Consider the following 22,135-nt stretch of genomic DNA (forward strand, 5'->3'; position numbering starts at 1 on the left):
GCGGAACGCCCGACATGCAGCAGCTCCTGCAGCAGGCTCAGCAGATGCAGCAGGACCTGATGTCAGCGCAGGACGAGCTGGCCCAGACCGAGGTCAAAGGCACCTCCGGCGGCGGACTGGTCACCGCGACGGTCAACGGCGTGGGCGAGTTGCAGCGCCTCGAGATCAAGCCCGAGGCCTGCGACCCCGACGACACCGAGACCCTCGCCGACCTGGTGGTCGCGGCGGTGCTCGACGCCGGCAACAACGCCAAGTCCGTGGCGTCGCAGAAGCTGGGCCCACTCGCCGAAGGACTCGGCGGCCTGCCCGGCGGGCTCGGGCTACCCGGCCAGTAACACCCGAGCGCCGGCGGAGAGAGCAGAGGTCGCAGAGTGTACGAAGGTGTCGTTCAGGACCTCATCGACGAGCTCGCCCGTCTGCCCGGCATCGGCCCCAAGGGCGCGCAACGCATCGCGTTCTACTTGCTCGCCGCCGACGCGATCGACGTACGCCGGCTCGCCGACGCGCTCGTCCAGGTCAAGGAGAAGATCCGGTTCTGCGACGTATGCGGCAATGTCGCGGAGGAGGAGCAGTGCCGGATCTGCCGTGACGCCCGGCGCGACCCGGCCGTACTCTGCGTCGTCGAAGAACCGAAGGACGTCGTGGCGATCGAACGGACCCGGGAGTTCCGCGGCCGCTATCACGTGCTCGGTGGAGCGATCAGCCCGATCGAGGGGATCGGCCCCGACGACCTTCGCGTCCGCGAGCTGATGACCCGCCTCGCTGACGGTACGGTCCAGGAGGTCATCCTGGCGACCGACCCGAATCTCGAGGGTGAGGCCACCGCGACCTATCTCGCCCGACTGCTCGGCCCGATGGGGTTGCGGGTCACCAGGCTGGCGAGCGGGCTGCCGGTGGGTGGCGATCTGGAGTACGCCGATGAGGTCACGCTGGGTCGTGCGTTCGAAGGAAGGAGGTTGCTCGATGCCTGAGGCGACCAACGATCCTCCGGCGACACCGGCCGGGGCGTCGGGGCAGCGGACCTCCACCCGGACGACCACGCATCCCAGTACGCAGCACACCACGGAGATCACCACACAGGACACCACGCAGGACACCGCAGGAGATGTACGCCGAGCCGGGGGACCGGCGGGAGAGAATGCGATGACGACGACTGACCCGGGGGTTGAGCACGTGCCAGAAAGCGATGTCGAGGACTTCGCGCAGGAGATCGCCGACCAGGTGGAGAGCTTCCTGATCGCGCTTCGCGAGATCGCGCGCGCGGAACACCATGCGACGGCGGTCCCCATGCTGCTGCTCGAGGTGAGCCAACTCATGTTGGCGGGTGGCCGGCTCGGTGCGATCACCGATGTCGTGCCGGTCGAGCGGTTCGAGCCTGACGCTGGTCCCGATCCTGATCTCGACGAGCTGCGCGAGCGCCTCGGCTACCTCCTCGCCGATGTGGACGTCTACACGGAGGTGTTCGATCCGTACGGCCAGCAGGTCGAGCTCCTGCACGGTCGGCTCTCCGACGATCTCGCCGGTATCGCGTCGGCGCTCGTCCACGGGCTGAAGCACCACCGCGCCGGACGGATCGACGAGGCCCTGTGGTGGTGGCAGTTCTCCTACCTGTCGAGCTGGGGCGCAGAGGCGGGCGCGGTGTTGCGGGCGCTGCACTCGGTGGTTGCGCACGCCCGCCTCGATTCCGGGTCGGACGAGCCGAAGGCCGGCGCCGAGGACGGCCTGGCGGCCGAGTCGTTGAGCGACGCACGCCAGTCCTGACGTTCCGGAGAGCCGTCGTGGAGGGTGAGCCGAGCGCCGCCGACGCTGGCACTGATGCCGCCGAGGAGTACTGGGATCAGTACTTTCGTACGCTCAGCGAGGCCGGCCGAGATCTCGACTGGGAAGGGCGATGGACCGAACCGTTTCTCGCGCCTCTGCGTGAGTTGGGCGGGGCGCCGCACGTTCTCGAGCTCGGGTGCGGCACCGGCAACGACGCCGCTCGGCTGGCCGACGCCGGTTGCGCCGTCACCGCTCTCGACCTGTCCGGTGAGGCGATCGCCCAGGCGCGGCGGAAGTTCGGCGCCCGGGCCACGTTCTTCGTCGCCGACATCGCGGAGCCGTTGGCGTTTTCGGACGGTGCCGTCGACGCGGTGATGTCCAACGTCGCGCTGCACCGGTTCGACGACGCGGTGACGCGCGCGATCTTCGCCGAGATCGCTCGGGTCGTGCGGCCGGGCGGGCTGTTCCTGTTCCACGTCAACGCGCGGGAGGACCGCCCGTTGCGGGCGCGTCGCTATCCGGTCCTACGCCAGGTCGAAGACGATCTCGTCCTCGAGCAGGGCGGCGGCCTGATGAGGTTCTTCTCCGACGCCTACCTGCGGGAGCTTCTGAGGGACTGGGAGGCGGAGTCCCTCGACCTGGTGGAGATCCTGGAGGAGGGAACGGGAACGCCGTTCAAGTACGTGTGGCGGGGTGTGGCGCACCGCAGGTAGGAGAAGCGCCTGGGGGATGTTGGCGGACGGGCCCAACGGTCCTCCCTCTCGGACAGCCGGCGCGTGGCGTGTCCGATTCGCCGCCGTCGCGTCAGGTCCGCGCCGGTCCTGCCGGTGGGGTGTTGGCTTCGCGGAGGGTACGCATGGCAGCGGCGAGCGCCGAGGATGCCTCGGGTCCGAGCGGGCCCAGCACCCGGCGGCGGAGGATCTCGGCGCAGGCGTGCCGGGCTTGTGCGGCGACCTCGCGACCGTGGTCGGTGAGGACGGCGTAGATCACTCTCCGGTCGGTGTCGCAGGGCTCCCGCCGGATCAGCCGGCTGGCGACGAGCCGGTCTGCGACCTTGGTGAAGCCGCCGCTGGACAGCGCCGCCTCCCGTGCGAGCCGGGTCATCGGCATCCGGAAGTCGGGCGACCGTACGAGCCGGAGCAGGATGTCGAACGGCGCCGGTGCCAGGCCGAAGCGCTGGGCGATCTCGTCCATCAGCCCCGCCTGGGTGGCGAGGTAGCCCTCGATCACGAGGCCCCACCAGGTGACGATCTCGTCGTCGTCGATGGCGTCGCGTGCGTCGTCGCCCATCTGCTGCCTTTCGTGAGTTTCGCGCGAGTCAAGGAAAGCCTAGCGCGCGAACATCTTCCGTACAGATATCTTGCGTGGAAGATAAATGGGTCGTATCGTCGACTCCGAGACCGGCGAAGGTCCACGACCTGAAGGTGATCCACCATGACTGGCAGCAACACTCACGGCGGCAGCGGCTCCACGGCGAGCGGTTCCACGGCGAGCGACTCCACCGCCAGTGGTTCCACGTCCAGCGGCTTCACGACCAGCGGCTTGCACCACGTCACCGCGATCGGCGGTGATCCGCAGCGCAACGCCGACTTCTATCTCCGTACCCTCGGCCTGCGGCTCGTGAAGACCACGGTCAACTTCGACGATCCGGGCACTTATCACCTGTACTACGGCGACGAACTTGGCCGTCCAGGGTCGCTGATCACGTTCTTCCCCTGGCGGGACGCACCGCGCGGGCGGCGAGGCGTGGGTCAGGCCACGACGACGGCGTTCTCCGTGCCGGAGACGTCGATCGGCTGGTGGAAGCAGCACCTGCAGTCGCAGGGCGTCGAGGTCAGCCAGGTCACCAACCGCGACCAGGAGGAGGTCCTCACCCTCCGCGACCCGGACGGCCTGGACATCGCCCTCGTCGCACATCCTCAGGGCGACCCGCGGGACCCGTGGAACGCCGGGCTCGTCCCCGGTGAGCACGCCATCCGCGGGCTGCACTCGGTGACGCTGTCGGTGGCGCGCGAGGAGGCGACCGCCGCGATGCTGGTCGACGGCCTTGGCCTGCGGTACGACAGCGAGGGCGCGAGCCGGTTCCGGTTCGCCGCCGGTGAGGGTGGCCCTGGTGCCTACGTCGACGTCGTCGTCACGCCCGATGTCCCGCGTGGTCTGGTCTCCGTCGGCACAGTGCACCATGTCGCGTGGCGGGCGCCCGGCGAGGCCACCCAGGTGGCGTGGCGCGAGGAGCTGCTCGAGGACGGCGTGCAGGTGACGTCGATCATGGACCGGCAGTACTTCCGTTCCATCTACTTCCGCGAACCGGCCGGCACGCTGCTGGAGATCGCGACCGACCAACCCGGCTTCGCGATCGACGAGCCGCTGCTCGAACTCGGCCGGGCGCTCAAGCTGCCGCCATGGCTCGAGCCCAACCGCGAGCAGATCGAAGCGATGCTGCCCACGCTCAACCTTCCCAGTGAGAACGATCCCCGCCCCGAGCCGCAACCGCAGAGTGGGCCGGCATGACGACCCCAGGCTCGCCGTCGTCCTCTGCACCGTCCTCGCCGGCGGCAGCGTCGCTCTCCCTGGAGCACCGGTTCGTGGCCGGCGACCCGAGCGCGCCGGTGGTCCTCGCACTCCACGGCACCGGCGGATCGCCGGAGGACCTGATGGAGCTGGCGCGCTACCTCCAGCCGGGTGCCGGCGTGCTCGCCCCGGCTGGCCCGGTCTCTGAACACGGCGCCGCCCGGTGGTTCCGGCGTCTCGCCGAGGGGGTGTTCGACGTCGACGACGTGATCGCGCGTACGCATCAACTGGCCGAGTTCGTCGTCGCCGCGCGCCAGGCGTACGCCCTGGGCGACCGACGGATCATCGCACTCGGGTTCTCCAACGGCGCGAACATCGCAGCAGCGACAGTGCTGTTGCGCCCTGACGTGCTACGCGAGGCGGTGCTGTTCGCCGCGATGATGCCGGTGCCGGACCCGCCCGACCATGACCTGTCGGTCAGCCGGATCTTCCTCGCCAACGGCACCCGCGACCCGATGGCACCACTCGATTCCGTCGTACGCCTGGAGAGGGCGCTGCTCGCCCGGTCGGTCCAGGTGCAGGTCTTCCGCCACGACGGTGGCCACCAGATCCCACTCGACGCCGCCGCCGCGGCACGAGAATGGGTGGGCACACCCGGGGAGTGAGGGCGCCCATCAACGCGACGTCCGCTCCCAAAGCGAGCCCTGTCAGTCGCCGGCAGACCGCGGGTCGTCAGGTCTCGATGTCGCCGGAGGCAGAGGCCCTGACGCGCGGGTGAAGGCCCGCCGAACTGTCGGTGGGAACGGGAAGGCCGGTGTGCGGATCGACCGGTGGCAGGTCGGGCGGCAGGAACACCCACCGCTTGTAGGACCAGAAGCGAAACAGCGACCCGAGGCCGAGCCCGATGACGTTGGCGGACAGGTTGTAGGCCAGCGGCCCGTCGAACCGCAGGATGTAGACGGTGAAGCCGACGACGCCCAACGCGATCGCGAGGCCGACCGCGTTGAGGGCGAAGTAGCGGAGGTACTCGGTCGCCAGCCCCTGCCGGGCGCGGTGCCGCCAGGTCCAGAACCTGTTGCCCAGGAACGCCACCGTCGCCGCGACCGCCACCGAGATCGTCTTGGAGGTGAGCGGCCCGAGGTCGAGCCCGAACCGCAGGACATTGGATCCGGCGATGTCGATGATCGCGGCGATGCCGCCGACCGTCCCGAACTTCGCCAGCTCGGCGACGAGGTGCTCGAATCGCCGCCACAGCCAGATCCACCGCCGAACACTCACCCGCCGAACGTTAACCCACGCGGGTCGCGAACCGGCCCGCCACGACGGAATGCCGCGGCGCTGGCTCACCCCCTTAGGGCTTGCGGGCGACTCCGCAGAACGCCCACCGGGATCCGTCGCTGTCGGCTGCCTCGGGATCGTCGGCACCCCAGAGTCCGATGTGGGTGAGTCCCGGCTCGGCGCCGTCATAGGGCGACACCAGCTCCAACCCGGTGAAGAGGTTCGCGATCTCAGCCTTGGAACGCAGGTGCAGCTGCTCGGTCGCCTTCTCGTAGATCTCGCGCACCTGCTCGGCGATCACCGGCGATGTCTTCTCCGTCGTCCCGTGCGAGAGGGCGAGGTAGCTTCCCGACGCGAACTCCGACATGTAGCGACCGATGAGCCTTTGTGGGTCGTCCTCGTCGGCGATGAAGTGGCAGACCGCGACCAGCATCAACGCGACCGGCTGAGACAGGTCAAGGTGGTCGCGCAGCGCTGGATCGTTGAGGATGGCGTCGGGATCGCGGAGATCACCCGAGAGGAAGATGGTGTGGGGGGTGTCGACGATCAGCGACCTCGCGTGGGCGATGACCATCGGGTCGTTGTCGAAGTAGACGGTCCGGACGTCCGACGCGCCCGCCTGCGCGGCCTCGTGGGTGTTGTTGCGGGTGGGGAGGCCGGCACCGATGTCGATGAACTGGCGGATGCCCGCCTCTGCCGCGAGCCACTTTGCCGAGCGTTGTAGGAACCCGCGGTTGGCCCACGCGGCGTCCTCGAGCTCAGGCGCGGCCATCCGTACCAGCTCGGCCGCTTTCCGGTCGACCTCGAAGTGCTCGGTGCCGCCGAGGTAGTAGTCGTAGAGCCGACCGGCGCTCGGGATGGTCGGATCAACACCAGGGGGAACGGCGTCTGTCGTCATGTCGGCCTCCACGCGAAGATCGTCGCGAGGAAGTCTGCCATGATCCGTACGTTCTCGCTGGCCCCAGTGCACCCCACGTCCGGTGGTCCGAAGGACCGTACAGGTTTCGGTCATGTCCTCCACGCTGGGTTCGGGCACGGCCCGAGATCCGGCGCGGCCGAGCGGCCCGTCGGCTGGTCAGCGCGGCAGCCGCCGCCAGACGGCCCGGGGGAGTACGCGCAACACGGCGAAGAGAGGGCCGAGGCCCGCGGGCACCCAGACCGTCTCCCGCCCGGTCGCCAGGCCGTCGACCACCGCCCGCGCCACGTCGTCGGCCCCGATCGCGAAGGGCCCGTCGGGCATGCCCGTGGTCATCTGCGTACGGACGAAGCCGGGGCGGACCAGCAGCACCCGCGCACCAGAGCCGGCGAGCGCATCGCCGAGTCCCTGGGCGAACCCGTCGAGACCTGCCTTCGCGGCGCCGTAGACGTAGTTGGCCTTGCGGACGCGGGCGCCGGCAGCCGACGACAGCACCACCAGCGTCCCGTGCCCCTGCGTCCGGAGGACCCCGGCGACGGCGAGGTTCGCGGACACGTGGCCGGCGAAGTTGACGACGGCGGAGTGGGCGGCACCCGCGGGGTCGGCTTCGTACGCCGGTGTCGACCCGAGCACGCCGACCGCGTCGATGACGACGTCGAGATCGCCGGCCAGGGCGACCGCTCGCGCCACCGCGTCCTCGTGCGTCTCGGGTGCGGCGATGTCGAACTCGAGCGGCTCGACGAGGCTCGCTCCCGCGGCGTGGAGCGCCTCGACGGTGGTCTCGTCCGGCTTACCGTCGCGCACGGCGAGGACGACGCGCCGCGCACCCCGCGCGACGAGTGCCCGCACGATCGCGAGGCCGATCTCGCTGCGGCCGCCCAGAAGCAGGACGGACGTCACCGCGCCGACCGCGTTCTTCACTGGTGGCCTCCGGAGCTGATCGGGCGTGCGTGGGAAGGATCGGGCGTACGCGGCAGTCCGGGTGTACGCACAGAACCAAGCCTGCCGTCCCAGGTCAGAGTTCGAGGCGGCGGGCCAGGTCTGAGGCTAGGACACCGCTCGGATCGGCCCGGTCCCGCACCTTCCGCCAGGCGGCCAGCTCGGGATACATCGCGGGGACGAGTTCGGCGGACAGCGTGGAGTCCTTCGCGAGATAGACCCGCCCACCCGCCGTCACCACCCGCGCGTCGAAGTCGCGCAGCATCCCCGCCAGCCGGGAGTCGCCGAGCGGTAGGTCGAGCGCGAGCGTCCATCCCGGCATCGGGAACGACAGCGGCGCGGGATTCGCCGGCCCGAACCGCTTCAAGACCGCGAGGAACGACGCGACCCCCGCTGCCGCCAGGTCGGAGACGATCGAGCGGAGGGCGTCGACTCCGGCGTACGGCACGACGAACTGGTACTGCACGAACCCGCGCCGCCCGTAGAGCCGGTTCCACCCCGACATGCCGTCGAGCGGGTGGAAGAACTCCGCCAGGCCCTGGATCTCAGCGCGTCTGCCGACCCGCCCGCCCGGCGACTTGTGGAACCACAGCTCGTTGAACGCGCGGACCGTCACGGGGTTCAGCAGTCCGGCCGGCACCCACGGAGGGGCGATGAGTCGCGCCCGTGGGTCGAACGCCAGCGGTGTGACCCGCGAGCGGCGGGGCAGCTCGGCCACCTGGGCGTGCCGTCCGCGGGTGAGCACACTTCGCCCCACCGCACGTCCGCGCGCCAGGAGATCGATCCACGCGACGGTGTAGTGGTAACGATGGTCGGTGGCGGTCATGAGGGCCAGCGCTTCGTCGAGGTTCGCCGCGCGCTCGGTGTCGACCCGCATCCGTGAGGTCTCGACCGGCAGGCACCGGAAGGTCGCGTCGACCACGATCCCGGTCAGTCCCATCCCGCCGACGGTCGCCCAGAACAGTGTGGGGTCCTCGCCCGGTTCTGGGCCGACCTTCACCACCTTGCCGCCGGGAAGAACCAGGGTGAGCCCGAGCAGCGCGGCGCCGAACGACCCGTCGACATGATGGTTCTTGCCGTGGATGTCAGCGGCGACCGCTCCGCCGACGGTGACGAATCTGGTCCCGGGGGTCACGGGTACGAACCAGCCGGCGGGCACCAGATCGCGCATCAACCGGTCGAGGCTGAGGCCGGCCGACGCGGTGACGATGCCGTGCTCGGTGTCAATGGTGAGCTGGGGCGCGAGGCCGGTGCAGTCGACGACGAGTCCGCCGGCGTCCTGGGCAGCGTCACCGTAGGACCGGCCGAGGCCGCGCGCGATGACACCGCGTGGCGGGGGGTCGGCCAGGAGCGCGGCGACATCCTCGACCGACCGGGGGGTCGCGACTCGCGCGGCGGTGGCCGACGTACGGCCCCATCCGGTGAGCAGCCGGATCGGCGCATCGCTGCCCGCTGACGTACGGGGCACGGGCTCAGACGACATAGACGCCGATCGCGAGGCACCCGGCGAGCGCAACTCCTGACAGGAACAACAGCCGGTCGGAGAGCACCGTCTCCTCCGGTTCCTCACCTGATCCGGCGTCGACCAGCATGGCGTAGCGCAGGATCCCCACCGAGAACGGCACGATCGACAGGCCGAAGGCCAGCCTGGACATGCCGACGTGCTGGTCGAACGCCCACAGGCAGTACGACACGAGGAGGGCCCCGGACGACGTCGCTCGTACGTACCACAGGAACTCTCGGGTGTAGAGCTGCAGCGTCGCCCGCGACTCGCCCCGGCCGCCGTTGCGGAGTTCGGCCTCCCGCTTGCCGGCGACCATGAACAGCGAGCCGAGGGTGGCGACGATGAGGAACCAACTCGACACCGCCACGTCGACGGCCGCCGCGCCGGCAACCGCGCGGAGGACGAAGCCGCCCGCGACGCTCACCAGGTCGAGGATCGGGATGTGTTTGAGAGCGAGGGAGTACGCGGTGGTGAGGGCGACGTACGCACCGATCACGGCGGCGAGGTGCCAGCTCCCGGTGAGTAAGGCCGCGGCGGTCCCGGCGGCCAGGCACACCGCCCCCGTCGCGTAGGCGAGGCGCGCCGACACGATCCCGGCGGCGACCGGGCGGCGCCGCTTGCGCGGATGGGCCCGGTCGGCATGGGCGTCGCGGGCGTCGTTGATCAGATACGTTCCGCTCGCGACCAGGCAGAACGCTCCGAACGCGATGGCGACGTCGAGGATCGCGTCCACCTGGGTCAACACGCCGGCGGCGGTGGGTGCGGCGAGGACGAGGACGTTCTTGATCCACTGGCGGGGACGGCAGGCGCGGACCAGCCCGCGCAGGCGCGATTCCGGTAGGGGCGTGGTCGTCGCCCGTTCCGGTGCGGCCGTCGTCAAATCGCCCAGCTCCCTCGGATCCCGCTTCGCCGCATCCTAACCGCGCTTCCGGTGCGTTCACCGCGTCTCGTGCGCTCACCGCGATCGGGACCAAAAACTCAGCCGACCTCGCCCACGGGCTTTCCCCGTGATCATGATCGTGATCATGAAGCTTCTCAGGTGATATAGCCCTGTTTCCATTCATGGACCGGTTTCGCTTCATGATCACGCAGGCGGGGTGGCTAGGACGGCGCAGGCGGGCGGTGCAGCGCAGTCGGGGGGTGCAGCGCTGGCGGCGGGGGGTGCAGCGCTGGCGGCGGGGGGTGCAGCGCTGGCGGAGGAGGGTGCAGCGCTGGCGGTTCAGGCAGCGCACGCAGGCGAGCCTAAGGGGGAGGCTGGGGGCGTGATCATGAAGCCGTTCCGGTCCATGAAGGCGTTAGGGCACATAGCGCCCGCTCCTCTTCATGATCACGGTCATGATCACGGTCAGAGCGCCGTTGGATCGGGTGGCAGGCAGCGGGGCGCAGCCACCGCGTGGGTGCCGTGCGGATGCGTACCACCACCTACGCGGTCCCACCTACGCGGTCCCACCTACGCGGCCACGCCGCCAAAGGCAGCCAGAGGGCGGGTTAGAGCTCCGCTCGGGCCCAGGCGCGGGGAGAGCGCCCACAACTTGGACAGTCCGTCCACGAAGCGTCGCCGTCGGTAGACTGTGGCGCGGCAACGGTGCCGACCAGGGCTGGCTCACGCCGGCCCCGGACTCTCGACCCGCCAAATGCAGGAGCGTTATTCCCGTGGGCCTAGTCGTGCAGAAGTACGGCGGCTCGTCGGTGGCCGATGCCGAATGCATCAAGCGTGTCGCCCAGCGCATCGTGGCGACGAAGAAGGCCGGACACGACGTCGTCGTGGTGGTCTCGGCCATGGGCGACACCACCGACGACCTTCGTGACCTCGCGCAGCAGGTGAGTCCACTGCCACCGCCGCGGGAGCTGGACATGCTCCTCACGGCCGGTGAGCGGATCTCGATGGCTCTGCTCGCGATGGCGATCGCCAACCTCGGCCAGACCGCCAAGTCCTACACCGGCAGCCAGGCCGGCGTCCTCACCACGTCCCATCACGGCAAGGCGAAGATCATCGACATCACGCCTGGTCGGATCCGGCAGGCGTTGGAGGAAGGCGCGATCGCGATCGTCGCGGGCTTCCAGGGTGTCTCGCAGGACACGAAGGAGATCACCACGCTCGGTCGCGGGGCCTCCGACACCACGGCCGTCGCGCTCGCCGCGGCTCTCGACGCGGACGTCTGCGAGATCTACACCGACGTCGACGGGGTCTTCACCGCCGACCCGCGGATCGTGCCCAGTGCGCGACGGATCCCGCAGATCAGTTACGCCGAGATGCTGGAGACGGCGGCCTGCGGCTCCAAGGTGCTGCACCTGCGGTGCGTGGAGTACGCCCGGCGGTATTCCGTGCCGATCCACGTACGTTCGTCGTTCAGCATGAATCCGGGCACGTGGGTCGCCGACGCCGACGTCGTACGCGCGGCGAAGGCAGCCCACGCCGTCGACGTCCCGACGGACCGGCAAATCACCTCAGAGGAGGGCGAGATGGAGCAGCCGATCATTTCCGGTGTCGCCTACGACAAGAGCGAGGCGAAGATCACCGTGGTCGCCGTGCCGGACAAGGTCGGTGAGGCCGCTCGCATCTTCGCCACACTCGCCGACGCCGAGATCAACATCGACATGATCGTGCAGAACGTCTCCGGGGTGGTGACGGGCCGAACCGACATCTCGTTCACGCTGCCGCGCGCCGACGGCCAGCACGCGATGACCGCGCTCGCCAAGATCCAGGGCGAGGTGGGTTACGAGCAACTGCTCTACGACGACCGGATCGGCAAGGTGTCGCTCATCGGCGCCGGCATGCGGACCAACCCGGGCGTGGCGGCACGCTTCTTCGCGGCGGTGGCCGAGGCCGGTGTCAACATCGAGATGATCTCCACCTCGGAGATCCGGGTGTCGGTGGTCGTCGACGAGGATGACGTCGACGCCGCGGTCGCGGGCGCCCACCGAGCCTTCGACCTCGACGCCGACGAGGTAGAGGCCGTCGTCTACGGAGGGACTGGCCGATGAGCGTGGGCGCGGACCTCGGGGAGAAGAAGCCGACCCTCGCGGTGATCGGTGCGACCGGCGCGGTCGGCACGGTGATGCTGCAGATCCTGTCCACCCGCCGTGACATCTGGGGGGAGATCCGGCTCGTCGCCTCGCCACGGTCGGCCGGGCGCAAGTTGACGGTACGCGGCGAGGAGGTCGAGGTCGTCCCGCTCTCCGAACGCTGCTTCGAAGGCGTCGACATCGCGATGTTCGACGTTCCCGACGAGGTCTCGGCGACCTGGGCGCCGGTCGCCGTGTCCTACGGCGCGGTCGTCGTCGACAACTCCGGTGCGTTCCGGATGGATCCCGACGTCCCGCTCGTGGTGCCCGAGGTCAACGCGCCCGCCGCCCGCGAGCGGCCGAGAGGGATCATCGCCAACCCCAACTGCACGACGCTCGCCATGATCGTCGCGGTGGGCGCGCTGCATCGTGCGTACGAGCTCGAGTCCCTGGTCGTGGCGTCCTTCCAGGCGGCGTCCGGTGCGGGACAGTCGGGCATCGACACGCTGTACGACCAGGTGGCGAAGGTCGCGGGCCACCGGGAGATCGGCACCCGTGCGGGCGACGTCCGGCGGATCGTCGGTGACGACCTCGGGCCGTTCCCGGCGCCGTTGGCGTTCAACGTGGTGCCGTGGGCGGGTTCGCTGCGCGAGGACGGTTGGACCAGCGAGGAGCTGAAGGTACGCAACGAGTCGCGCAAGATCCTCGGGCTGCCTGACCTTGCCGTGTCCGCCACCTGCGTACGTGTCCCCGTCGTCACGACCCACTCGCTCGCCGTCCACGCCCGGTTCGCCCGCGAGCTGGATGTCGAACAGGTGCGGCAGATCATGCGTGACTCACCGGGCCTGGTGCTGTGTGACGAGCCGGAGGACCTGGAGTTTCCGACGCCCGCGGACGCGGTGGGCACGGACCCGACCTGGGTGGGCCGGCTGCGGCGGGCGCTCGATGACCCGCAGGCGCTGGACATGTTCGTGTGCGGAGACAACCTGCGTAAGGGTGCGGCGCTCAACACCGCGCAGATCGCCGAACTCGTGGCCGAGGAACTCGCCGGCGTCCCCGTCTCCTGACCGCCTTGCGCCTCGGGCACCTCAAAGGCACCCGCTGGCGGAGCATCTTCCTATGAGGGGTCCCTTCGCCCAAGCGGCTTTCGTGTGAGGGGCACCCTCATCCAGACCGGGGCGGTCCTACGAAGGGCCCCCGCGCGCGGTCACGAACCGGCGAACGTCGCGACCGACCTCAACGTCTCGCACACCTCGATGGCGGCAGCAGGTGTGGTCGCGGTGCTCCCGCCACTCGTGCTCGTCCTCGTCTTCCAGCGGTTGACGTGGGCGGACTGGCCTCCGGCGCCGTGCGATGAGTGCTGCCGTGGTCGGGGCCGCAGGTTCAGGAGCCACCGCCCCCATCGCCGCCAGAGCCACCACTGCCCGCGTCGCCGAGATCGGCGTTGCCGACTTCGGAGGTCGTCCCGTAGTAATGCGACCCGCCTGTCCAGCCCACCCCTTGCACGGGAAGCTTCCGCTGTGCGGTTCGTGGCACCATCCGGAACACCGTGCTGATGCCGACGAAGAGCAGGGCGAGGACCAGCAGGCTGATGACCGCGAAGAGCAGAAGTTCCATGGCCCACCCCGTGTACGTCGGGCAGCCGCGAAGCTGTGCGGCGCCAGGTGGAGTCCAGCGTAGCTGCGCGTACGAATGTGAGACGGGCGAGAACTCAGCAGTACACGAGTGGTCAACCGGTAGTGCTCCACAGGGAAATCCGGCACCGGCAGGGCTGCAAGGCAAGTCCGACAGCGGCACTTGTACGGAGAGCGACGCTCGGACGTGATGGTCTCGGGATCTGAGAGGTTGGACTGTACGCGATGTGAGACAGCGGATACGACACACGCCAATCCCCCCGAGACACGGCAAATGTGGCGTGCGTCGTCGCGCGCTGGACTCCGCCGACCTGTCACTGTGCGCAACAAGGGCGGCTCCGGTGCTAGCGGTTCCCGCGTGGGGCTCGATAGGTCAGGGAACGCAGCAGGACCTCCGCCGGACCACGCCGCCCGACCCGACCGAGGACGCCCGCTCCGGCGACGATGGCGAGCCAGGTGAGGAGGGCAACCCCCGCCGTCGCGGCACTTCCCAGGTGCGCGCCGAGGCCGCCGGCGTACGGGGTGAAGAGGAGTACGAACACCACCGACTGCGCGAGGTAGCACGACAGTGACCGCTCGCCACAGGCGGCCACGGCGGTGGTGATCCGACCCGGGGCGACCTCGCGTCGCTGACCCGGCAGCGCCTGCCGCGCCCACCGGGACTGGAGGCGGGCGGCGAGCAGCCCCACCAGCGCGGCGTAGCCGAGGCCGCCGGCCACACCGGTCAGTGTGTGCAGGGCGCCGTACACCAGGTTGACGGTGACCGACGAGGACGGCAGGACACCGACCACCACCAGATCCAGCGGCAGCCCGCCGGCGAGGGCGAGGGATAGCCCCGCCACCGCGGTGTGACGGAGCAGGATCCGGTGCCGTTCCGGCTCCTCGAGGATGCGTCGGCGGCCGGCCCAGAGGCCGAGCACCATCGGCAGGATGACCACCAGGGCCGTGAACGGCGTCGCCGCCAGCCAGTCCGCGAGCCGAAGCGTCACGGCCGCCCAGGGATCCGGCGTGCTCAGCGCTCCGACCAGCGCACCGCCGTCACCGGTCGCCAGGCCGTACGTCGAGCCGAGGACCACGACCGGGACGGTGAAGAGGACCGCCCAGATGAGCAGTCCACGACCGGAGACCGGCAGCAGCGCCAGCATGAAGAGACCCGCCAGCCCGTAGCCACCGAGGATGTCGCCCGGGAACAACAGGGCCGCGTGGACGAATCCGAAGACCAGCAGCCACAGGTTGCGGCGGATCAGCACCCGCCGGATGGCCGGCTCCGCCGAACCGCTGGCGCGTTGGCGGCGGTAGAGCTGGACCATGCCGTAACCGAACAAGGCGGCGAACATCGGATACGCCCGGCCGTCCACGAACGTCACCACGGCAAAGCTCGCGATCCGGTCGACCAGGCCGGTGTCGATCACGTGCAGGCGGGGTCCACGCGGCCGGTCGTACAGGAACAGCGGCGCGTTGGCGAGCGCGATGAACGCGAGCATGGCGCCACGGGCGAGGTCGGGCGCGAGCGCGCGCTCCTGGCGGGTGACAGGACCCCGCGCGACCGGTCCGTCGGCACCGACCGGTCCGTCGGCACCGACCGGGCGGCCGCTGCCGGCCCTCATCCGCATGCTGCAGAGCCTGCCATGCCGGCGGCGAACCCATGCCCGCCCCCGGCGCTCAGGACGCCCGATCAGTGCAGGCGCGCCACGGCGCTGCGCAGTCGCCGGACGTCGCGCAGGCGGTGTTCGTACGTCGCACCGACCACGAGGAGGAGCAGTCCGCCGACCGCGAACGGGATCCACCTGGGAAGCGCGACGAGCAGTTCGGCCACGAAGGGGGCGAGCTCGACGCCCCCGAGGACGACGAGCGCGCCGCCACCCAGGACGGCCGGCGCCTGCAGCCGTCTCCACGCGCCGAGCAGGGTGATCGCGAGGCAGCAGGTACCGAGCAGCAGCGGTCGTTCCCACTGCTCGCCGGTCACCGCGCGCAGCAGCGAGGGCGCGAGGGTGAACGACAGACCCGAGCCGTACGCATGCCACGACGAGGGACCAGGGCTCACCGTCCGGCGACGCCACCAGCCCAGCCCGAGCAGGATGATCGACGCCGGAACCGTGTACGCCTCGATCAGCCCGACACCTTCCGCCCAGAGCAGGACCCAGGAGGAGAGCACGAGGGCGGTCAGGCCGACAGGACGCGCGGATCGGCGGGCGGGGCGGAGCGACGTGGCGAGAGCGAGGACGCCGGCCGACGCGAGGCCCACACCGAACAGCCGCGCATCGCCGAAGGTGAGGAGAATCGCCGCGACGACGAGGACGGCGGACCCCCACTCCACGCCAGGCGCGAGGTCCGCGCGAGCGCTGCGCCGGGCCAGCACCGCCGCCAGTGCCGTACCGACCGCCGCGACGCCCAGGACCAGGAACGCGGAGCTACGCGCCGGCCAGCCGGCCGCGAGGCCCGAGGCCAGGGCGAATCCCCCGACCAGGAACGTGGCCGCCATGGCACTCACCGGACGCAACTCGCGGACCCGGGCGAGGACGGCCTGGCTCGCCGACCCGAGGGCGAGTACGCCGAGAACGACGAGAGTCGCGGTCTCGGTCGCCAGCGCCCACGAGAGCGCGAGGAGGGCGAGTACGCCGGAGACGGTGCCGGTCCAGTAGGCCACCGCGACGTCACGCAGCCGGCTCGCCGCGCCGGTAGAGACGACGGCCGCGACGAGGAACGTGCCGATCGCCGCCTCGTAGGAGAAGTCCAGGGCGACCGGTACCTCCGCCATCATCACGGCGCCGAGCGCGATGCTCACGCCGACGCTGGGCGACCTGAGTCCAGGCGAACGGGTACCGACGGCCAGGAGCAGGAAACAGCCGAGGAGGAGCCCGAGGACGACCAGGTCAGCCGGGCGGGCCGTGATGTAGGTCATCAGGGACGACGTGGCGTAGGACAGGGACGGAGCGACGGTGACACCGCGTACCCCGTCCGGCGCACCCGACCACGGCTCGACGATCCAGCCGACCGGGGCCGCGATCGTGCCCAGCAGAATCGGCACCTGCGGAAGGGCACTCGCGGCGGCGACCCCCGCGCCGGAGATCCGGCATCCGCCCCGCACCGGCGCCGGCAGCCAGCGGGCGGCAGGGGTGGCGGCGAGGACCAGCAGGCCGGCGGCGGCGTACGGCACCAGCTGCCAGCGTCCGTCGAGAGGAATCCGCAGCGGTGTCGCGAGGGCGAGGCACGCCGTCACCGCCGAGACCACGGCGACCGGCGGCGTCAGCGCTTCCAACGGCCTGGCGCGGTGGATGATCGCCGGCACGGTCACGGCCAGGCCCACGAGGACCGCGACGGCAAGCAGCCCGGCGGCCGCGCGCACCTGAACCGGGTCGGGCGTGGAGAGCAGCTGCGCCAGACCGACCAGGACGCCGGCCGACCAGGCGAACCCGAAGCAGGTCGTCGCGGCCCTGCGGAGGGCCCTCCCGGTGACGGCCACCGTGACGTCGAAGGCGGCCGTGGCGATCAGTGCGGCCACCAGCCACGAGGCGGTGCCTGGCGGGTCGGCGTTCCACGCGAGCAGCGGTAGGACGATCTGGGCGAGGACCAGCGCGACGGAGACAGGCAGCCGGAGCGGTGGCAGCACCCTGGAGTACGCGACCAGCCCGGCCGAGACCAGAGCGACCAACCCGGCCGCGTACGGCCCCGGCGGGAGCCGGTCGAGTCCGGCCAGGCCGGTCCAGCGGGCGGCGTACCCGTCCAACAGCACGAGGGCGAACCCCAGCAGGGCGACGGTCTCGGCGGTCGAACGGAGGTTCCGAACGAGCAGAAGCTTGGGAATCGCGAGCGTGACGGCCGTGATCGCGCCCAGGATGGCGGCGCGTCCGGTGAGTCCGATCTGACCCCAGTTCCAGATCGTGAAGACCGCCGCGGCGACGGACAGCAGGGCCCCACCCAGGACAAGGAGCAGATTCTGGACGGTCTGGACCGACAGCTCGCGGCGTTGCCCCGCTGTCGGCGGAGTCCGGTGACCGGGCGCCGGGGAGGTCGCCGGGCGGGCGTCGAGCGCGGCGACCAGGGTCGCGCGGTGTCGCAGCGCGAAGTCCCGTTCCGTCGCCAACCAGGCAAGCCGGGCGTCGACCTCGCGGAGCTGCTCCCACAGCGGACTCGGATCCCCTGAGGCGGGTGATGTGGGTGGGCTGCCCTCGGATTCGTCCATGGCAGCCGATGATCGACCTGGCCGACCCACGCCGCCATCCGTCGGCGTACTCAGGTCCGCCCTGAGTATCCGGAGTGGGCGACATTAGGGTGGTCGGCGTGGCACGTGAGGTGACGGGGAAGACTCCGCCGATGACACAGCAGCCGTCGAGTCAGAGCGAGCCGGCGAGTCAGGGCGCTCCGACGATGCAGGACGTACTCCTGGCTCTGACGGCTTACTGGACCGAGCGCGGCGCGATGATCGTGCAGCCGTTCAACACCGAGGTGGGGGCGGGTACGTACAACCCGGCGACCATCCTGCGGGTGCTCGGTCCCGAGCCGTGGCGGGTGGCCTACGTCGAGCCGAGCGTGCGCCCCGACGACTCCCGGTACGGCGAGAACCCCAACCGGCTGCAGACGTTCACGCAGTACCAGGTGATCCTCAAGCCCGACCCGGGTGATCCGCAGGAGGTGTACCTCGACAGCCTGCGCGCGCTCGGTGTCGACATCGACGCGCACGACATCCGGTTCGTCGAGGACAACTGGGCCTCGCCCGCGGTCGGCGCCTGGGGTCTCGGCTGGGAGGTGTGGCTGGATGGGCTGGAGATCACCCAGTTCACCTACTTCCAGCAGGCCGGCGGCCGCAACCTCGACCCGGTGAGCGTCGAGATCACCTACGGCATCGAGCGCATCCTGATGGCGCTGCAGAAGGTCGACCACTTCAAGGACATCGCGTACGCACCCGGCATCTCCTACGGCGAGGCGTTCGGCCAGTCGGAGTACGAGATGAGCCGCTACTACCTCGACGACGCCGAGGTCGAGACCAACTGGACGCTGTTCAGGTCCTACGAAGCCGAGGCGCAGCGTTGCGTCGACGAGCGGCTCCCGGTGCCGGCGCACATGTACGTCCTCAAGTGCTCGCACGCGTTCAACGTCCTCGACTCGAGGGGTGCGATCAGCACGACCGAGCGAGCCAACGCGTTCGGGCGGATGCGGGCGCTGTCGCGGCAGGTGTCGAACCTGTGGGACGAACGCCGGGAGGAGCTCGACTACCCCCTCGGCCGTACGCAACCACCCGCGCCCGCCCCGGCACCGACGAGCTTTCCGGAGGTCGACGGCCCGCGAACGTTGCTGTTCGAGATCGGGGTCGAGGAACTTCCCCACGCCGACGTCGCACAGACGGTGGACGCGGTTCGCGAGGCGCTGCGCGCGAAGCTCGGCGAGACCCGGCTGGGGCACGGCGAGGTCCGCACCTACGGCACGCCCCGGCGGATCATCGCGATCGTCGACGCCGTGGAGCCACACGAGCCGGACGCCGAGCGGACCGTTCGCGGTCCTCGGGTCAGTGCTGCGTATGACGCCGACGGCCAGCCGACGAAGGCCGCGGCGGGATTCGCCCGCGGGCAGGGCGTCGACGTGGCCGCGCTGTCGCGGGTCGAGCAGGGCGGCGTGGAGTACGTCGCGGCGGTCCGCACCGACGTCGGCCGTCCCGCCACCGAGGTGCTGAGCGGACTCCTGGCGTCCGTCGTGAGCGAGTTGCGCGCCGACAAGAACATGCGGTGGAACGACCCGGTGCTGTCGTTCAGCCGCCCGATCCGCTGGCTGCTCGCACTGCTGGGAGACGTCCCGGTGCCGGTGGCCGTGTCGACGGTGGCGTCGGGGCGGACGACGAGGGTCCGGCGTACGGCCGCGCAACCCGTGGTCGAGGTCCCGGGCGCCGACGGTTATCTGGACTTCCTGCGTACGCACGACATCGTGGCCGATCCGAGCGAACGCCGCGCCGCGATCGTGGCGGCGGCGGAGGCGCTCGCGGCAGAGGTGGGCGGCGTCATCGACGTCGAGGGCGAGGCGGCGCTGATCGACGAGATCACCAACCTGGTGGAGCAGCCGGTCGCGATCCGCGGTGCGTTCGAGGAGCGGTATCTCGAGCTGCCGGCGGAGGTCCTCACGACGGTCATGCGCAAGCACCAGCGCTACCTGCCGGTGCGTGCGGCCGATGTGGTGGACGCGGGCGCCGGCGAGCGGGGGCCGTCCGGGAGCCGGAACAACGCGGCGCTTCGTCCGGCGTTCGTGGCGGTGGCCGACGGTGCGTGCGATCCCGATGTCGTCCGCGCGGGTAACGAGTCGGTCCTGCGCGCCCGCTACGAGGACGCGGCCTTCTTCTGGCGCGCGGACCTCGAGGTGCAGCCCGACGCACACCGCGCGGGCCTTGCGAAGCTGGCGTTCGAGAACCGGCTCGGCTCGATGTCCGAACGCGCCGACCGGATCGCGAAGGTGGCCGACGCGCTTGCTTCCCTGGTCGGCCTGTCCGGCGCTGATCGGGCGACACTGTCGCGGGCCGGGCAGCTGGTGAAGTTCGACCTCGCGTCGCAGATGGTCGTCGAGCTGACGTCGCTGGCCGGCACGATGGGCCGGGAGTACGCCCGCCGGGCCGGCGAGCCCGAGGCCGTCGCCGAGGCGTTGTACGACATGGAGCTGCCGCGGGTCGCCGGCGGTCCGCTGCCGGCGACGACACCTGGCGCACTGCTCGCGCTGGCGGACCGGTTCGACCTGCTGGCAGGGTTGTTCGCGGTGGGCGCCACGCCGACCGGGAGTTCCGACCCGTTCGCGTTGCGGCGCGCCGCGCTGGGCATCGTGAACATCCTGCGGGAGCGGCCATCGCTCGCGGCGGTGACGGTGGACGCGGGGTTGGCGGCGGCGGCGGCCGAGGTCGAGGCGCACGGTGTGGAGGTGGCGGCGTCAGCCCGGGCCGACGCCGGGGAGTTCGTCGTACGCCGGTATGAACAGCAGCTCCTCGATGCCGGCCACGGCTATGACCCCGTGCAGGCGGTCCTCCCGTTGGCCAGCCGGCCGGCGCGCGCGGAGGAGACGCTGCGCGAGCTCGAACGGCGTACCGGCGTCGCCGAAGGTGCCTCGGCCGACCCGGCCTTCACCGACCTGGTGACCGCCCTGCAGCGGGTCCGGCGGATCGTGCCGGCCGACGTCGCGGGGGAGTACGCCGTGGACGCGCTGAGCGAGCCCGAGGAGCTGGGGTTGCATCAGGAGCTGGCCAAGGTACGCGAGGCGCTCGGCGCGGACGCGGACTACACGCTGGCGGAGTTCGTCGACGCGGCCGTGGCGCTGGTGGGACCGGTGAACGCCTTCTTCGACGCGGTGCTCGTCATGGCGGAGGACCCGGCGGTTCGGGCGGCGCGGCTCGGGTTGCTGGCCTCGATCCGCGACCTCGCAGCCCCCGTGCTCGACTGGGACGCTCTCTGACCCGCGCGCCCGTGCGGGAAGGATGCCCTGCTTGGATGAGGGCGCCGCTGACCCAAGAGACGCCCGCGTGAGGGGCGCCCTCATCCAAACGAAAAGGCCGAGCTATTCCCGGACGAGGACGCAGCGCACCGCCGGAAGGCCGTCGGCGAGGAGTTCCCAGCTGCGTCCGGCATCTGCGCTGGCATAGACGGCGCCGGTCGTGGTGCCGAAGGCGATCGTCGACCCGGCCCCTGCCAGGCAGTGCGGCTCGATGTTGGTCTCGAGGTCGGGGAGGCCCTTGCCGCAGCGTTCGAGCCGTACACCTTCCAGCCCGCCACGGTAGATCGCCGCGCCCTTGCCGTTCGTACCTTCGGACGCACTGACGACCACTGTGTCGTTGCACACGCCGACCGCGGTGCAGTAGGTGCCGTCGAGGCCGAGGGCGCGGTGGTTCCAGGCGCCGCCGTGATCCCAACTGGTCGACAGGCCCCGCGCGGTCGCCGCGAGGAGCGGACCGTCGCCGGGGAGCGCGATGATCTGGTGGACGTCCTCGTCGATGTCGAGTGTGGGTTCCCAGTTCGCGCAGTCATCGGTCGAGCGTGGGATCCCGCCGATGCGTACGTTGACGAACGTATTGCCATCGTCGTCGACACCGATCGAGCCGACCGACGGTTGGTCGCCGGACGCCGCGTGCCACTTGGCCCGTCCGTCGACGAGGTCGAACGACTCGACCGGTTCGAGCCGTTGGCCACGCAGCCGGTAGAGATGGGCGCCGTAGGTGCCGATCAGGAGACCGTCGCCGGACGGGTGGATGCAGGTGGTCTTCACGTTGCGCAGCCGCGTCACGTGGCGCCAGATGGCTGCCGCTCCCGCGTTGAAGATCTCCGACTCGCCGACCAGGGCCCAGGTCTTGTCACCGTCTGCGACCAGCGTCCGGAGTCGCCGCCCGGGCAGCTCGAGACGCGTCTGCGACCCGAAGACATGGAGCCCGTCGTCGGTTCCCACGTAGATGCCAGCGGGCATCAAGATCTCCCTTCGCCGTCGGCAATTCTTCCGTGGAAGAGTGGTCGCACGGAAGGGTTCGCCCCGCACTGGTCGCATCCGGGTTCAACCCGCGCCCGGCTGGACGCGGAGGGCCCGCACGACCTTACTGTCCGCTGCGAGATCGGCCTGTCCCGGGTTGAGTGC

Annotated in this window: 19 protein-coding genes; 9 read left to right on the forward strand and 10 right to left on the reverse strand. The window is 70.6% G+C overall.

What is annotated here, in order from left to right:
- Window positions 1-14: 14 nt before the first annotated feature.
- From ABN028_RS15460 to ABN028_RS15475, 4 genes are read left to right on the forward strand one after another with little or no spacing between them, the layout of a single operon-like run.
- On the forward strand, window positions 15-335 hold the full coding sequence (locus ABN028_RS15460) for a YbaB/EbfC family nucleoid-associated protein (RefSeq protein WP_349325971.1): 321 nt from the start codon (window positions 15-17) through the stop codon (window positions 333-335).
- A 36-nt stretch (window positions 336-371) separates the two neighbouring features.
- Window positions 372-971 (forward strand): recombination mediator RecR, encoded by a 600-nt coding sequence (gene recR, locus ABN028_RS15465; protein ID WP_349694572.1) that lies wholly within the window; start codon window positions 372-374, stop codon window positions 969-971.
- Window positions 964-1,761 carry a DUF5063 domain-containing protein gene (locus tag ABN028_RS15470; protein ID WP_349697051.1) on the forward strand — a complete coding sequence of 266 codons (798 nt, stop codon included), beginning with the start codon at window positions 964-966 and terminating at the stop codon, window positions 1,759-1,761. The genes recR and ABN028_RS15470 overlap by 8 nt, the downstream gene beginning before the upstream one ends.
- 17 nt (window positions 1,762-1,778) lie before the next feature.
- The gene (locus tag ABN028_RS15475; RefSeq protein ID WP_349325752.1) at window positions 1,779-2,474 is read left to right on the forward strand and encodes a class I SAM-dependent methyltransferase; all 696 of its coding nucleotides are present in this window, start codon (window positions 1,779-1,781) and stop codon (window positions 2,472-2,474) included.
- A 91-nt stretch (window positions 2,475-2,565) separates the two neighbouring features.
- Here the strand turns inward: ABN028_RS15475 and ABN028_RS15480 are convergent, their stop codons facing one another.
- Window positions 2,566-3,051 (reverse strand): MarR family winged helix-turn-helix transcriptional regulator, encoded by a 486-nt coding sequence (locus ABN028_RS15480; protein ID WP_349325751.1) that lies wholly within the window; start codon window positions 3,049-3,051, stop codon window positions 2,566-2,568.
- A 144-nt stretch (window positions 3,052-3,195) separates the two neighbouring features.
- On the opposite strand from ABN028_RS15480, the gene ABN028_RS15485 reads away from it, so the two are divergent.
- Entirely contained in the window at window positions 3,196-4,272 is a 1,077-nt protein-coding gene (locus ABN028_RS15485; protein ID WP_349697052.1) for a ring-cleaving dioxygenase, read from the forward strand.
- Window positions 4,269-4,937 (forward strand): alpha/beta hydrolase, encoded by a 669-nt coding sequence (locus tag ABN028_RS15490; RefSeq protein ID WP_349325749.1) that lies wholly within the window; start codon window positions 4,269-4,271, stop codon window positions 4,935-4,937. Before ABN028_RS15485 ends, ABN028_RS15490 begins: the two co-directional genes overlap by 4 nt.
- A 67-nt stretch (window positions 4,938-5,004) precedes the next feature.
- On the opposite strand, the gene ABN028_RS15495 is transcribed toward ABN028_RS15490, so the two are convergent.
- The 5 genes from ABN028_RS15495 to ABN028_RS15515 all read right to left on the reverse strand — a co-directional run bounded on the left by ABN028_RS15495 (window position 5,005) and on the right by ABN028_RS15515 (window position 9,789).
- Entirely contained in the window at window positions 5,005-5,550 is a 546-nt protein-coding gene (locus ABN028_RS15495; protein WP_349697053.1) for a GtrA family protein, read from the reverse strand.
- Window positions 5,551-5,623: 73 nt separating this feature from the next.
- Window positions 5,624-6,448 (reverse strand): SAM-dependent methyltransferase, encoded by an 825-nt coding sequence (locus tag ABN028_RS15500; RefSeq protein ID WP_349697054.1) that lies wholly within the window; start codon window positions 6,446-6,448, stop codon window positions 5,624-5,626.
- 177 nt (window positions 6,449-6,625) lie between these two features.
- The gene (dprE2, locus tag ABN028_RS15505; RefSeq protein WP_349697055.1) at window positions 6,626-7,387 is read right to left on the reverse strand and encodes a decaprenylphospho-beta-D-erythro-pentofuranosid-2-ulose 2-reductase; all 762 of its coding nucleotides are present in this window, start codon (window positions 7,385-7,387) and stop codon (window positions 6,626-6,628) included.
- Between the two features lie 94 nt (window positions 7,388-7,481).
- On the reverse strand, window positions 7,482-8,873 hold the full coding sequence (gene dprE1, locus ABN028_RS15510) for an FAD-binding oxidoreductase (RefSeq protein WP_349697056.1): 1,392 nt from the start codon (window positions 8,871-8,873) through the stop codon (window positions 7,482-7,484).
- Window positions 8,874-8,877: 4 nt separating this feature from the next.
- Window positions 8,878-9,789 (reverse strand): decaprenyl-phosphate phosphoribosyltransferase, encoded by a 912-nt coding sequence (locus ABN028_RS15515; protein WP_349325744.1) that lies wholly within the window; start codon window positions 9,787-9,789, stop codon window positions 8,878-8,880.
- A gap of 773 nt (window positions 9,790-10,562) precedes the next feature.
- On the opposite strand from ABN028_RS15515, the gene ABN028_RS15520 reads away from it, so the two are divergent.
- The gene (locus ABN028_RS15520) at window positions 10,563-11,894 is read left to right on the forward strand and encodes an aspartate kinase (RefSeq protein WP_349325743.1); all 1,332 of its coding nucleotides are present in this window, start codon (window positions 10,563-10,565) and stop codon (window positions 11,892-11,894) included.
- Window positions 11,891-12,982 carry an aspartate-semialdehyde dehydrogenase gene (locus ABN028_RS15525; RefSeq protein WP_349325742.1) on the forward strand — a complete coding sequence of 364 codons (1,092 nt, stop codon included), beginning with the start codon at window positions 11,891-11,893 and terminating at the stop codon, window positions 12,980-12,982. The genes ABN028_RS15520 and ABN028_RS15525 overlap by 4 nt, the downstream gene beginning before the upstream one ends.
- Before the next feature lie 316 nt (window positions 12,983-13,298).
- Here the strand turns inward: ABN028_RS15525 and ABN028_RS15530 are convergent, their stop codons facing one another.
- The 3 genes from ABN028_RS15530 to ABN028_RS15540 form a co-directional block, all read right to left on the reverse strand.
- The gene (locus ABN028_RS15530) at window positions 13,299-13,532 is read right to left on the reverse strand and encodes a hypothetical protein (RefSeq protein WP_349325741.1); all 234 of its coding nucleotides are present in this window, start codon (window positions 13,530-13,532) and stop codon (window positions 13,299-13,301) included.
- Window positions 13,533-13,893: 361 nt separating this feature from the next.
- Window positions 13,894-15,162 (reverse strand): DUF418 domain-containing protein, encoded by a 1,269-nt coding sequence (locus ABN028_RS15535; RefSeq protein WP_349697057.1) that lies wholly within the window; start codon window positions 15,160-15,162, stop codon window positions 13,894-13,896.
- Window positions 15,163-15,224: 62 nt separating this feature from the next.
- Entirely contained in the window at window positions 15,225-17,732 is a 2,508-nt protein-coding gene (locus ABN028_RS15540; protein WP_349697058.1) for an SCO7613 C-terminal domain-containing membrane protein, read from the reverse strand.
- A gap of 131 nt (window positions 17,733-17,863) precedes the next feature.
- Between ABN028_RS15540 and ABN028_RS15545 the strand changes: the two genes are divergently transcribed.
- A complete protein-coding gene (locus ABN028_RS15545; RefSeq protein ID WP_349697059.1) occupies window positions 17,864-20,968 on the forward strand; it encodes a glycine--tRNA ligase in 3,105 nt (1,034 codons plus the stop codon).
- Between the two features lie 102 nt (window positions 20,969-21,070).
- Here the strand turns inward: ABN028_RS15545 and ABN028_RS15550 are convergent, their stop codons facing one another.
- Window positions 21,071-21,970: a beta propeller repeat protein gene (locus ABN028_RS15550; protein ID WP_349697060.1), complete on the reverse strand. Its 900-nt coding sequence runs from the start codon at window positions 21,968-21,970 to the stop codon at window positions 21,071-21,073.
- Window positions 21,971-22,135: the final 165 nt, after the last annotated feature.

It is taken from the genome of Actinopolymorpha sp. B17G11 (assembly GCF_040196095.1).
Taxonomy (GTDB): domain Bacteria; phylum Actinomycetota; class Actinomycetes; order Propionibacteriales; family Actinopolymorphaceae; genus Thermasporomyces.

Excerpts from the sequence above, each read along its gene's own strand:
- ABN028_RS15540 (WP_349697058.1), bottom strand. The coding sequence starts at position 17,732 with ATGGACGAATCCGAGGGCAGCCCACCCACATCACCCGCCTCAGGGGAT.
- ABN028_RS15545 (WP_349697059.1), top strand. The coding sequence starts at position 17,864 with ATGACACAGCAGCCGTCGAGTCAGAGCGAGCCGGCGAGTCAGGGCGCT.
- ABN028_RS15460 (WP_349325971.1), top strand. The coding sequence starts at position 15 with ATGCAGCAGCTCCTGCAGCAGGCTCAGCAGATGCAGCAGGACCTGATG.
- ABN028_RS15525 (WP_349325742.1), top strand. The coding sequence starts at position 11,891 with ATGAGCGTGGGCGCGGACCTCGGGGAGAAGAAGCCGACCCTCGCGGTG.
- ABN028_RS15500 (WP_349697054.1), bottom strand. The coding sequence starts at position 6,448 with ATGACGACAGACGCCGTTCCCCCTGGTGTTGATCCGACCATCCCGAGC.
- ABN028_RS15490 (WP_349325749.1), top strand. The coding sequence starts at position 4,269 with ATGACGACCCCAGGCTCGCCGTCGTCCTCTGCACCGTCCTCGCCGGCG.
- ABN028_RS15550 (WP_349697060.1), bottom strand. The coding sequence starts at position 21,970 with ATGCCCGCTGGCATCTACGTGGGAACCGACGACGGGCTCCATGTCTTC.
- ABN028_RS15530 (WP_349325741.1), bottom strand. The coding sequence starts at position 13,532 with ATGGAACTTCTGCTCTTCGCGGTCATCAGCCTGCTGGTCCTCGCCCTG.
- ABN028_RS15470 (WP_349697051.1), top strand. The coding sequence starts at position 964 with ATGCCTGAGGCGACCAACGATCCTCCGGCGACACCGGCCGGGGCGTCG.
- ABN028_RS15480 (WP_349325751.1), bottom strand. The coding sequence starts at position 3,051 with ATGGGCGACGACGCACGCGACGCCATCGACGACGACGAGATCGTCACC.
- ABN028_RS15485 (WP_349697052.1), top strand. The coding sequence starts at position 3,196 with ATGACTGGCAGCAACACTCACGGCGGCAGCGGCTCCACGGCGAGCGGT.
- ABN028_RS15535 (WP_349697057.1), bottom strand. The coding sequence starts at position 15,162 with ATGCGGATGAGGGCCGGCAGCGGCCGCCCGGTCGGTGCCGACGGACCG.